This window comes from Proteus sp. NMG38-2, assembly GCF_020640995.1.
GTDB lineage: Bacteria > Pseudomonadota > Gammaproteobacteria > Enterobacterales > Enterobacteriaceae > Proteus.
Window position 1 is genome coordinate 636,695 of the sequence record NZ_CP085481.1, and the last position, 12,017, is coordinate 648,711.

Here is a 12,017-nt window from a genome sequence, read left to right on the forward strand (position 1 = left end):
AGAAAACCTTAGTCAAAAGCGAGGTTTTTATCTACCTTTCGTGCTTCTTCTGAAAGTAATGAAAATTTCTCTTAAAGAGGGGAACTTACATTGTTAATGATTATCATATTAGCTAATGTATTCAGTATTTGGTGGTTTTATTTGAGGTGGGAGACATTACGTGGTTAAGCAAAAGTGGTCATTAGCAGTCGCAATAGGGGCTTTGTGTTTTTCAACATGGGCACAAGCAGATTCATTAAGTGAACAACGTGTTCGCTATCAAGAGATTAAAGCTGCATGGGATCTTAAAAAAACAGATGAAGTTGAAAAACTACTCCCGACATTAGAAAACTATCCACTTTATCCTTATTTGGAATATCGCCAAATCACCGATAATCTTGATGTTATTGCACCTGCTGCGGTGACTGAATTTGTCACGAAATACCCGACATTACCACCAGCAAAAGCACTTCCTTCGTTATTTGTAAATGAATTGGCTAAGCGTCAAGAATGGCAAAACTTATTGACTTTTAGCCCTAATCCACCGAATCCCAAAGCAGCTAGATGTAACTATTATTATGCCAAGTGGGCAACCGGCGATATTCAAACCGCATGGATAGGGGCTAAAGAAGCATGGCTAAATGGCACATCAATGCCATCAAGTTGTGATCCTCTTTTTGGTGAATGGCAAAAAGCTAATCAATTAACACCAGAGTTAGTATTAGAACGAATTAACTTAGCCATTAAAAATGGAAACACAGGACTTGCAGCTTATTTAGCAAGACGCCTTCCAGAAAACTATCAAATGATTAGTGATGCTTTAGTTGAATTACAAGACTATCCAAACTTAGTTGGGCGCTATGCAACCGCGCTTTCACCAACCGATTTCACTCGTTCTATCATACAATCGGCATTTTCACGTTGGGCAAGAAAAGATGCAGATGCGGCAAGAGCACAACTGGATAATATCGCACATGCCCAAAAAATGACGGCCAGTGAACGCCAATTAATGCGTGATACTGTGGCGTGGCAATATATGCCTTATGCTACACCTGAGCAGGTGAAATGGCGTGACAGCGTTATTCAAGATACCGCATCAGATACACTGCGTGAACGTCGTGTACGCCTAGCATTAAGCCAAAATCAACCTGCTGAATTGGCATTGTGGTTAGAAAGGCTCTCTCCTGAAAGTAAAAATAAGGAAGAGTGGCGTTATTGGCGTGCAATGGTATTGCAATCTCAAGGTAAAAATAGCGAAGCACAAGCTATTTTAGAAGCGCTGACGCAAAGTCGTGGTTTTTATCCAATGGTTGCCGCGAGCAAATTAGGTAAGCCATATGTGATGGTGATAGATAAGGCACCGAGTGTTTCATCAAGTATCCCTAATCAGCCAGAAGTACAACGTGTTCGTGAATTAATGTATTGGCAAATGGATAACTTAGCGCGCTCAGAGTGGGCAAACTATGTTGCTTCACAACCTGCACAAATGCAGTCTGAATTAGCACGCTATGCATTTGAACAAAAATGGGCTGATTTAGCAGTGCAAGCCACTATTACAGGAAAAATGTGGGATCACTTAGAAGAACGTTTTCCTCTTGCTTGGAAAAATGAGTTTGAGCAATACACGAAAGATAAATCGATAGACCGCAATTATGCAATGGCAATCGCTCGTCAAGAAAGCGCGTGGAACCCACAAGCACGCTCTTCAGCGGGTGCAACAGGTTTAATGCAAGTAATGCCAAAAACGGCCGAATTTACGGTAAAACAAGCGGGTATTACGGGTTATGTCAGTAGTGCGCAGTTAACAAATCCGGTAAAAAATATTGAGATTGGTACTGCTTATCTTGATTCTGTCTATCAGCGATTTAACCAAAACCGTATTTTGGCAAGTGCTGCATATAATGCGGGGCCTGCGCGTGTTGATCGTTGGTTATCTGATGCAAATGGCCAACTGGATGCGATTGCGTTTGTAGAAAGTATTCCTTTTGCAGAAACCCGTGGTTATGTCAAAAATGTACTCTCTTTTGCTGTTTTTTATAGTTATTTTGCGGGTGAACAACAACCAGTATTAACTGAGAATGAATGGAATAGTCGTTATTAAGGGATAAAAAGGCGATTTGTCGTGGGAGCCTCTTTGTACATTAGCAAAGTATGATATAGTTTGTACTAGTTAATGAGTGTGGCAAAAAGAGGCTTTCACGATGCAAGATCCTGCATTATCACCTGAAGAGAATGAGCACTGGCTAAGATTTGTTGAGTTATTACAACATGCATTTGAGCAAGATGTGCACTTTCCTATTTTACAGCTTTTAATGACACCTGATGAACGAAGTGCTTTGGCGACACGAGTACGCATTGTGCAAGAGCTAATGCGGGGAGACTTAAGTCAGCGTGAGCTAAAAGAAGAGCTAGGCGTTGGTATCGCCACTATTACTAGAGGCTCTAATAGCTTAAAAACGGCACCACATGAAGTGAAGTTATGGCTTGAAAAAGAGCTAATGACGAAAAAATAGTTGCATTATAATAATGTGAGCTAGAAAGATAAAAAGCCATTTAATCAAATAATTAAATGGCTTTTTGCTTTCTTTATTTACCTAAAAAACACATATCAGATTAATTATTAATCTTCTTTTTGATTGAGTTCTTTATAGATATCATGAGTTACTGGCACTAATGCCAAAACTAATGCTTGCTGGTAAACAGAAGTACGACTAAGTAGGCCATCGGTAAAATAACCAATTGCACCACCACGTTGTTTAATGTTGTCAATCTTAGTTAAGAAAGCCATTTCATCACCAAGCTCTCTGCCTTCACGGATCCCTTTTAAGATCTGCTCTGGTAGCATAAGACTTGCAGAGCGTGATTCGCCACGAATTTTTCCATGTTCGACAACAATCCAAGCAAAAGTCATATCATCTTCAATACCGGCTTCAACACCTACCCAAAAATCTGCTTCAGGGCGAACTTGACGAGCTGCCATGACACGCTGACGTGCGCCAGTTCTCGTTTCTGTGTTTCCGATAGGTTGTTGTGGAACACGGCTATCGACATTAATATCTTCAATATCAAAGGTATCTTTACCGAACACTTGCTCAAAAGCGAGTTTTATCGCGTTGATTTTTGCTGGATTCGTAGTGGCTGCAATGACATGATACATAATGAATTAATCATCCTTTGAAAAATTAGAGCAGTATAACGGAAAAAATGTATGTTACAGGTCTATCTTGTTCGCCACGGTGAAACTGAATGGAACGTGGCGAGACGTATTCAAGGGCAATCTGATAGCCCACTAACAGCAAATGGTGTGCGTCAAGCACAGCAAGTTGCTGAAAAAGTAAAATCAGCAGGTATTACCCACATTATCTCAAGCGATCTTGGCCGTACTCGTCAAACGGCAGAAATCATTGCACAAGCTTGTGGTTGTGAAGTGATAACTGACTCACGTTTACGTGAACTCAATATGGGCGTTCTTGAACAGCGAGAGATCGCAACATTAAAGACACAAGAAGAGGCTTGGCGCAAGAGTTTGATTGATGGTACACCTGATGGACGAATTCCCCAAGGAGAATCAATGGCAGAATTAGCGAGCCGAATGCAGGCTGCGTTAAATCAATGCCTTGAGTTGCCCGAAAATAGCCGCCCATTATTAGTGAGCCATGGTATTGCATTAGGATGTTTGCTGAGTACCGTTTTGGGATTACCTGCATATGCAGAACGTCGTTTAAGACTGCGTAATTGTTCAATTTCTCGTGTTGATTATCAAAACAGCCCTTGGCTTGCCAGTGGTTGGGTGATTGAAACGGCTGGAGATGTGAGTCATCTTACTGATACAGCATTAGATGAAGTTCAACGCTAAAAAATAAAAGCTCTCTTTGACGTGACTATCAAGAGAGCTTTTTCTTATGCCGTTACATCTTCACGTTTAATGGGGATGTAATATTCAAAGCGTTCGATATGATCTTGTGGCTCTGTCACCATCTCATTGCTGTAACGCACATTTTTAAGATAGTATTTTTCGACGTCATAACCTTTACGGCGAGTTAGTCCCATTTTAGGTAAACAAACACCATAAATCAGGAATAAAAACTCCTGCATTGCCCCTCGTTTTGCCTCACCTTCGAAATCAAAGCGAATGTAATCACCTCCTGCTAATGAGACTTCATGGGCTGCATCATCCTCAATAAATGTCGCATAATCAGGTTCAACAGCAGTGGTATAAAGCACACGTTGCTCATCTTCATGTTCATCACTATGTTGTGCATGATGAAGGCCATAAACTTGGTGAGGAACCGCATTTATTTTGCTCATATAGTAACGCCAGAATGTTTGGCGCATATCGGAACAAGCTTCAGCCCATTGCTCAAGTGTATGGCTACATGTTTGCTCAATACCAATAAGTTTTTTCTCAGGTAATTGTACAAATTCCCATTTTGGTAAATTTTGAGGATCTAAGGTAATAGGAGGACAAATTCCCACCGCGCACCATTCATCAGTACGACGATAAAGTGCTGGAGTTCTATCAAATTGCTTTTTAAAAGCACGGGTAAACGTCTGTTGGGAATCAAAACGATATTGCAAAGCAATGTCTAAAATGGGACGGCTCGTTAAACGTAATGCAACAGCCGCGCGAGATAGACGCCTTGAACGAATATAAGAACCAATCGCTTGTCCTGTAACTTCTTTAAACATGCGTTGTAAATGCCACTTGGAGTAACCTGCTTTGGTTGCGACATTATCGAGGGATAATGGCTTATCGAGGTTACTATCAAGCCAAGCGAGCAAATCACGTATGATGTTGGTTTGATCCATACATCTCCCTTAGTCATATTCGTTTATTTATTGCGGTAGATGGTAAATAGCCTGAACATCTATAACAAGTTATATTGTTAGACAGTCGTAAAATATAGTCTTTTTCGGCGACTGATGTACACAAATTCTTCTATCAGTTAGCAAAAGATTGTTTTATTCTAGGCCTAATTATTCTCTCATCTTTTCAATGGAACAAAGTAAATATGTTAAATTTCAAAAAGATGCTAGCAGTGTCTATCTTACTCCCTTTTTCTTTTATGGCAAAAGCGGAAGAAATTGGTTACGTCGATACCGTATTTAAGTTTTTTGGTGCTAACCATAAAATTGTGATTGAAGCATTTGATGATCCTGAAGTTAAGAATGTGACTTGTTATTTAAGTCGTGCAAAAACAGGTGGGATCTCAGGAAGTCTAGGTCTTGCTGAAGATACGGCGGATGCGGCAATTTCTTGTCAGCAAGTGGGGCCTATTGAATTAAGTGAAAAGGTGATTAAAGGAAAAAACCGAGGTGATGTGGTTTTCCAAAAAAGAACATCTTTAGTCTTTAAAAAGCTTCAAGTTGTCCGTTTTTACGATAAAGAACGTCATGCACTGATTTACTTAACTTATTCCGATAAGGTGATTGATGGCTCACCAAAAAATGCGATCAGTGCCGTGCCTATTATGCCGTGGAAAGAGTGATTTTTATTAATTGGATAACTTAATGATTAATAAAATTAATATGAATAAGGTTTAAAATATTTTTTAAAAAATAGCTGTGTTTTTTTTCAAAATAGTTGTTGAGATCAATTTTCATCTTTTGTTATTTTATTAATACGATGCTACATAAAAGAAAACCCCCGAATATATTCGGGGGTTTTTATTAGTTAAGTGTTTGAGATAAAATCAAATCACTCGTCTAAATCACCACAGAAACGATAACCTTCACCATGGATTGTAGCAATGATTTCAGGTGTATCTGGTGTAGATTCGAAATGCTTACGAATACGACGAATAGTAACGTCAACAGTACGATCATGAGGTTTCAATTCACGGCCTGTCATTTTCTTCAGTAATTCTGCACGAGTTTGGATTTTTCCTGGATTCTCGCAGAAATGTAGCATCGCACGAAATTCACTGCGTGGTAATTTGTATTGTTCACCAGCAGGGCTGATTAGTGAGCGACTGTTAATATCAAGCTCCCAACCATTGAATTTATAGCTTTCGACTAAACGGCGTTCTTCTGTGCCATTAACTAAATTCATGGTGCGTGACAATAAGTTACGAGCACGAATCGTTAACTCACGAGGGTTAAATGGTTTAGTAATGTAATCATCGGCACCAATTTCAAGGCCTAAGATTTTATCTACTTCATTATCACGACCTGTTAGGAACATTAATGCAACACTTGCCTGTTCGCGTAATTCACGAGCCAGTAATAGCCCATTTTTACCAGGAAGGTTAATGTCCATAATAACCAGATTAATATCATGATCAGATAGAACATTGTGCATTTCGTTGCCATCAGTGGCTTCGTGTACGATATACCCTTCAGCTTCGAATATGCTTTTCAGGGTATTACGAGTAACTACTTCGTCTTCAACAATCAGAATGTGCGGGGTTTGCATATTTGCTACCTAAAATTACCAAAAATAGAAAAAGGAAATCTGTGTTTAACTTCTGTGTGTGCACTTGTGTGGTTATTCATTTTTGTTATTAGCACGTAAAAACTAGACCCAGATTGAAATTCGATAAATAACCATCACGTTATTACAAAAAAATTACGATTTTAATCGACAATGAACGCTAAAATCAGAATGCAAAACGCCCATAGTCTATTAACAGCAATATAACACCAGTTGTATTAAATACCATCTAAAAAGCTAACTTTTGTTGACACATATCAAAATCAAGATAACAGCTTAACCCTGATTTCAATAGTTAACTATATAATTTGATTTATGTAATGTAAAAGAAAAATATATGTTAAATATAGTGGGGATTATTTTTTTTACCAGTTTTGTTACACAAATTAAAGGAGCCTAAAATACCTTATTCCTTATAAAAGTACAAATATCCAAATAACCCCAAAATAGTAGCTTTATTTTCTTTGTTTATCCCTTTGTGATAGGAATATCTATACTACAATAGAGGTAATGCTTGAAAAAATTTCACTTAAGTGACGGTTTATTTTTTGTGTAAAAAAAAGAAAAAATTTGACATCTCTCTCGCTTTGCTTTAACCAGTATATAGTCAAACTAAATTTGAGACAGACAGGATAGTTATGCGTATTTACAGCCCAGCTAAAATGACAATTATTACCACCACCACCGGAATTTTATATTGCGGGACGGGCTGTCGCATATAAAAAACGAAAATCGAAAAAGCCCGCATTGAGAAATGCGGGTTTTTTTTTGGGTGAAAAATCAGGAGAGTTGTATGCGAGTGTTAAAATTTGGGGGAACTTCAGTTGCCAATGCAGAGCGTGTGCTGAATGTTGCTGATATCGCTGAGAAAAAAAGAGAGCAAGGACAAGTCGCTCTTGTATTATCAGCACCAGCCAAAATAACGAATTATTTGGTTGCAATGATTGAAAAAACGGCAGAAGGCGAAGATCCTCTCACTCAAGTACGTGAAGCCGAACAAATTTTTGCCAATTTATTACAAGGTTTAAGAGAAAAACAGCCTGGTTTCGATTATGAGCGTTTAAAAGATAAAGTTGAGCGTGAATTTGCTGAAATTAGGCACATCCTTCATGGTATTTCTTTATTAGGTCAATGCCCTGATAGCATTAATGCAGCAATGATTTGTCGTGGTGAAAAGCTCTCTATCGCCATTATGGAGTCTGTTTTACAAGCTCGTGGCTATAATGTCACAGTTATTGATCCTGTAAAAAATTTACTTGCACAAGGTCACTATCTAGAATCTACCGTTGATATTCCTGAATCTACTCGCCGTATCTTGGAACTTAATATCGCGAAAGACGATATGATTTTAATGGCTGGTTTTACTGCAGGTAATGAAAAAGATGAACTGGTTGTATTAGGTCGCAATGGTTCAGACTACTCAGCCGCAGTATTAGCAGCCTGTCTGCGTGCTGAATGCTGTGAAATTTGGACTGATGTTGACGGTGTTTATACTTGTGATCCTCGTTTAGTACCTGATGCTCGTTTATTGAAGGGCATGTCATATCAAGAGGCAATGGAACTGTCTTACTTCGGTGCTAAAGTTCTTCATCCTCGCACTATTGCTCCAATCGCTCAGTTCCAAATTCCTTGTTTGATTAAAAATACAGGTAATCCTGATGCACCGGGTACACTGATTGGCGATGGTCAAAAAGATGAGAGTACTCCAGTTAAAGGGATCACTAACCTTAATAACATGGCAATGATCAACGTATCAGGCCCAGGTATGAAAGGTATGGTCGGGATGGCGGCTCGCGTATTCTCTGTGATGTCGAGAGCTGGTATTTCTGTTGTTCTTATTACACAGTCTTCTTCTGAATACAGCATCAGTTTTTGCGTACCACAAAAAGAACTGATTAGAGCGCAAAAAGCATTATCAGATGAATTCTATTTAGAATTAAAAGATGGTGTACTTGATCCATTAGATATCATGGAAAACGTAGCGATAATCTCTGTCGTGGGTGATGGTATGCGTACACTGAAAGGGATTTCAGCGCGATTCTTCTCTGCGTTAACACGAGGCAATATTAATATTGTTGCCATTGCTCAAGGTTCGTCTGAACGCTCTATTTCTGCAGTTATTGCCAACGACTCAGCAACTAATGCGGTGCGTTTATGTCACCAAATGCTATTCAACACAAATCAAATCGTTGAAGTTTTTGTGATTGGTGCGGGTGGTGTCGGTAATGCATTAATTGAACAAATTCATCGTCAACAGGCATGGTTGAAAAATAAGCATATCGATCTTCGTGTATGTGGCATTGCTAATTCACGCGCCATGTTAACGAATATGCAAGGTATTGATTTAGATAATTGGCAACAAGCTTTAAAAGAAGCTAAAACGCCGTTTAGTTTTAGTCAGCTTATTCGCTTAGAAAAAGAGTACCACTTCTTAAATCCTGTGATTGTTGATTGCACATCAAACGAGGAAATTGCGCAACAATACGCAAATTTCTTACAAAATGGTTTTAATGTGGTTACACCAAACAAAAAAGCGAATACGCTGTCGATGGATTATTACTATCAAATCCGACAAGCCGCTGAAGCTTCACGTCGTAAATTTTTATATGACACTAATGTGGGTGCAGGTTTACCAGTTATTGAAAACCTACAGAACTTACTTAATGCAGGTGATGAGTTGGTTCAATTTAATGGTATTCTTTCAGGCTCACTCTCTTACATTTTTGGCCAGTTAGACGAAGGTAAGAGTTTGTCAGAAGCAACGTTTTCAGCGAAAGAAAAAGGTTTCACAGAACCTGATCCTCGTGATGATCTTTCGGGTATGGATGTTGCGCGTAAACTGCTGATTTTAGCCCGTGAAGCAGGTTATAAATTAGAGCTAAGTGATATCGATGTAGAGCCTGTGTTACCGACTTCATTTGACAGCACAGGTGATGTTGCAAGTTTCTTAAGTCGTTTACCTCAAGTTGATGTTGAATTTGACGCTAAGGTCGAAGAAGCACAAAAAGCCGGTAAAGTATTACGCTATGTCGGTGTTATTAATGAAGGTCAATGCCAAGTTAAAATGATGGCTGTTGATGCTAATGATCCTCTGTTTAAAGTAAAAAATGGTGAAAATGCTTTAGCCTTTTACACTCGCTACTATCAGCCAATTCCATTAGTGTTGCGTGGATATGGTGCGGGTAATGATGTTACTGCTGCTGGAGTGTTTGCAGATGTATTACGTACCTTATCATGGAAATTGGGGGTTTAAGCGTGGTTAAAGTTTATGCACCGGCATCAATAGGTAACGTGAGTGTCGGGTTTGATGTTCTTGGCGCTGCGGTTTCACCTATTGATGGGCAATTGCTTGGCGATTGTGTCACCGTTGATGCCGCTTCATCATTTACACTGGAAAGTAAAGGGCACTTTGTTAGCAAATTACCCGCTGATCCTAAACAAAATATTGTGTATCAATGTTGGCAGTTATTCTGTGAGAAACTAGGCAAAGAACTTCCTGTGGCAATGGTTTTAGAAAAAAATATGCCAATTGGTTCTGGTTTAGGATCAAGTGCTTGTTCGGTTGTTGCTGCATTAGTTGCACTTAATGAATTCGCTAAAAAGCCTTTCAACGAAAGACAATTGTTATTAATGATGGGTGAATTGGAAGGGCGCATTTCAGGAAGTGTTCACTATGATAATGTTGCACCTTGCTATTTAGGCGGCCTACAACTTATTCTTGAACAAAATGGTATCATTTGCCAATCTGTACCTACATTTGAAGACTGGTACTGGGTAATGGCTTATCCAGGAATTAAAGTCTCTACTGCACAAGCCAGAGCCATATTACCAAAAGAATATGCTAAGGCAGATATCATTAATCACGGACGCTATTTATCTGGTTTTATTCATGCTTGTCATACTCAACAACCTGAATTAGCGGCAAATTTAATGAAAGATGTGATAGCTGAACCTTACCGCACTCAGTTGCTTCCAGGATTTGAAAAAGCCAGAGAAGCTTCACAAAAGAAAGGGGCATTGGCTTGTGGCATTTCAGGTTCAGGCCCTACTCTTTTTACCATTACTGATTCATTAGAAATCGCACAAGACATGGCCGAATGGTTAAAACAATACTATGTACAAAACAGTGAAGGTTTTGTGCATATCTGCCGTTTAGATACGCGTGGCGCAAGACAGATAGGGTAAGTCATGAAATTATACAATTTGAAAGATAATCAAGAGCAAGTTAGCTTTGCTCAAGCGGTAAAGCAAGGTTTAGGTAAACACCAAGGTCTCTTTTTTCCACAGGACTTACCGTCGTTTTCTAAAGCTGAAATTGATGAATTATTAGCGCTTGATTTTGCAACACGCAGTAGCCGTATTTTAACGGCATTTATTGGTGATGAAATTCCTGCTGATGTATTAGCAAAACGAATTAACACTGCATTTGCATTTCCTGCACCTGTGACTCAGGTTGAAGACGACATTAGTTGTTTAGAGCTTTTCCACGGCCCAACATTAGCATTTAAAGACTTTGGTGGCCGCTTTATGGCGCAGATGCTGTCAGAAGTTGCAGGCAATCAACCTGTAACCATTTTAACTGCAACATCTGGTGATACTGGTGCTGCCGTTGCTCATGCATTCTACAAATTAGAAAATGTACAAGTTGTTATTCTTTATCCTGAAGGCAAAATTAGCCCATTACAGGAAAAATTGTTCTGTACATTAGGTGAAAATATTCACACTGTTGCAATTAAAGATGACTTCGATGCTTGCCAATCATTAGTAAAACAAGCTTTTGATGATGAGTTCTTAAAGAAAACAATGTATTTGAACTCAGCAAACTCTATCAATATCAGCCGACTATTGGCTCAAATTTGTTATTACTTTGAAGCTGTTGCCCAAATTCCTGCTGAAAAACATGAACAACTCGTGATCTCTGTACCAAGTGGTAACTTTGGTGATTTAACTGCGGGTCTATTAGCTAAATCTTTAGGATTACCTGTTAAACGCTTTATTGCAGCAACAAACGTGAATGATACGGTCCCTCGCTATTTAGATAATGGTAAATGGGAACCTCACCGTACTATTGCAACACTTTCTAATGCAATGGATGTTAGCCAGCCTAATAACTGGCCACGTATTGAAGAATTGTACCGTCGTAAAGAGTGGGATCTCTCCGATTTATCTCATGGTGCTGTTAGTGATGAAACAACTGAAGAAACAGTACGTGAGCTTGCAAAAAAAGGTTATATTTCAGAGCCACATGCAGCTGTTGCTTATCGTTTATTACGTGATGAGCTTCAAGAGGGTGAATACGGTTTATTCTTAGGTACTGCACACCCAGCGAAGTTTAAAGAAAGTGTAGAGCGCATTTTAGGCGGTGAATTACCGCTTCCTAAAGAGCTTGCAGAGCGGGCTGATAAAGAACTGTTATCACATTTCTTACCAGCTGATTTTGCTCAATTACGTGCATTCTTACTTGAAAGAGCACCTAAGTAATCATTATTTTAAAAAATTAGATTTATATTTAATTAAATAGCTCAATATTTTATTGAGCTATTTTTTTATCTAAAATAGGAAAGTAAGTATTTAAAAAAAATAAAAATTAATATATATATTTTAT

General features: G+C 38.8%; 10 protein-coding genes. 7 read left to right on the top strand and 3 right to left on the bottom strand.

Annotated features, from left to right (window positions below):
• Nucleotides 1-160: 160 nt before the first annotated feature.
• Together sltY and trpR are read left to right on the top strand one after the other, a co-directional pair.
• Nucleotides 161-2,080, top strand: coding sequence for a murein transglycosylase (gene sltY, locus LG402_RS03105; RefSeq protein WP_227336413.1), 1,920 nt, complete (start codon nucleotides 161-163; stop codon nucleotides 2,078-2,080).
• A gap of 100 nt (nucleotides 2,081-2,180) precedes the next feature.
• On the top strand, nucleotides 2,181-2,492 hold the full coding sequence (gene trpR / locus LG402_RS03110; protein ID WP_072063739.1) for a trp operon repressor: 312 nt from the start codon (nucleotides 2,181-2,183) through the stop codon (nucleotides 2,490-2,492).
• Nucleotides 2,493-2,599: 107 nt separating this feature from the next.
• Here the strand turns inward: trpR and yjjX are convergent, their stop codons facing one another.
• A complete protein-coding gene (gene yjjX / locus LG402_RS03115; protein ID WP_109408072.1) occupies nucleotides 2,600-3,136 on the bottom strand; it encodes an inosine/xanthosine triphosphatase in 537 nt (178 codons plus the stop codon).
• Nucleotides 3,137-3,187: 51 nt separating this feature from the next.
• Between yjjX and gpmB the strand changes: the two genes are divergently transcribed.
• On the top strand, nucleotides 3,188-3,835 hold the full coding sequence (gpmB, locus tag LG402_RS03120) for a 2,3-diphosphoglycerate-dependent phosphoglycerate mutase GpmB (RefSeq protein ID WP_166539433.1): 648 nt from the start codon (nucleotides 3,188-3,190) through the stop codon (nucleotides 3,833-3,835).
• A 44-nt stretch (nucleotides 3,836-3,879) separates the two neighbouring features.
• Here gpmB and robA read toward each other — a convergent pair whose 3' ends face one another.
• Nucleotides 3,880-4,788, bottom strand: a complete 909-nt coding sequence (gene robA / locus LG402_RS03125) for an MDR efflux pump AcrAB transcriptional activator RobA (RefSeq protein WP_166539434.1) — start codon at nucleotides 4,786-4,788, stop codon at nucleotides 3,880-3,882.
• 221 nt (nucleotides 4,789-5,009) lie between these two features.
• On the opposite strand from robA, the gene creA reads away from it, so the two are divergent.
• Complete coding sequence (gene creA / locus LG402_RS03130) at nucleotides 5,010-5,468, top strand: protein CreA (protein WP_176694743.1); 459 nt, start codon at nucleotides 5,010-5,012, stop codon at nucleotides 5,466-5,468.
• A 209-nt stretch (nucleotides 5,469-5,677) separates the two neighbouring features.
• Here the strand turns inward: creA and arcA are convergent, their stop codons facing one another.
• Nucleotides 5,678-6,394 carry a two-component system response regulator ArcA gene (gene arcA / locus LG402_RS03135; RefSeq protein ID WP_006535263.1) on the bottom strand — a complete coding sequence of 239 codons (717 nt, stop codon included), beginning with the start codon at nucleotides 6,392-6,394 and terminating at the stop codon, nucleotides 5,678-5,680.
• Nucleotides 6,395-7,205: 811 nt separating this feature from the next.
• Here arcA and thrA point away from each other — a divergent pair.
• The 3 genes from thrA to thrC are packed head-to-tail and all read left to right on the top strand — an operon-like array spanning nucleotide 7,206 to nucleotide 11,893.
• Nucleotides 7,206-9,665, top strand: a complete 2,460-nt coding sequence (gene thrA / locus LG402_RS03140) for a bifunctional aspartate kinase/homoserine dehydrogenase I (RefSeq protein ID WP_166539435.1) — start codon at nucleotides 7,206-7,208, stop codon at nucleotides 9,663-9,665.
• Entirely contained in the window at nucleotides 9,647-10,597 is a 951-nt protein-coding gene (gene thrB / locus LG402_RS03145; protein ID WP_166539436.1) for a homoserine kinase, read from the top strand. The genes thrA and thrB overlap by 19 nt, the downstream gene beginning before the upstream one ends.
• Before the next feature lie 3 nt (nucleotides 10,598-10,600).
• Nucleotides 10,601-11,893: a threonine synthase gene (thrC, locus tag LG402_RS03150; RefSeq protein WP_109408068.1), complete on the top strand. Its 1,293-nt coding sequence runs from the start codon at nucleotides 10,601-10,603 to the stop codon at nucleotides 11,891-11,893.
• Nucleotides 11,894-12,017: the final 124 nt, after the last annotated feature.

What these genes read in the sequence shown, in the direction of transcription:
- trpR (WP_072063739.1), top strand. Translation starts at nt 2,181, where the DNA reads ATGCAAGATCCTGCATTATCACCTGAAGAGAATGAGCACTGGCTAAGA.
- yjjX (WP_109408072.1), bottom strand. Translation starts at nt 3,136, where the DNA reads ATGTATCATGTCATTGCAGCCACTACGAATCCAGCAAAAATCAACGCG.
- gpmB (WP_166539433.1), top strand. Translation starts at nt 3,188, where the DNA reads ATGTTACAGGTCTATCTTGTTCGCCACGGTGAAACTGAATGGAACGTG.
- robA (WP_166539434.1), bottom strand. Translation starts at nt 4,788, where the DNA reads ATGGATCAAACCAACATCATACGTGATTTGCTCGCTTGGCTTGATAGT.
- creA (WP_176694743.1), top strand. Translation starts at nt 5,010, where the DNA reads ATGCTAGCAGTGTCTATCTTACTCCCTTTTTCTTTTATGGCAAAAGCG.
- arcA (WP_006535263.1), bottom strand. Translation starts at nt 6,394, where the DNA reads ATGCAAACCCCGCACATTCTGATTGTTGAAGACGAAGTAGTTACTCGT.
- thrA (WP_166539435.1), top strand. Translation starts at nt 7,206, where the DNA reads ATGCGAGTGTTAAAATTTGGGGGAACTTCAGTTGCCAATGCAGAGCGT.
- thrB (WP_166539436.1), top strand. Translation starts at nt 9,647, where the DNA reads ATGGAAATTGGGGGTTTAAGCGTGGTTAAAGTTTATGCACCGGCATCA.
- thrC (WP_109408068.1), top strand. Translation starts at nt 10,601, where the DNA reads ATGAAATTATACAATTTGAAAGATAATCAAGAGCAAGTTAGCTTTGCT.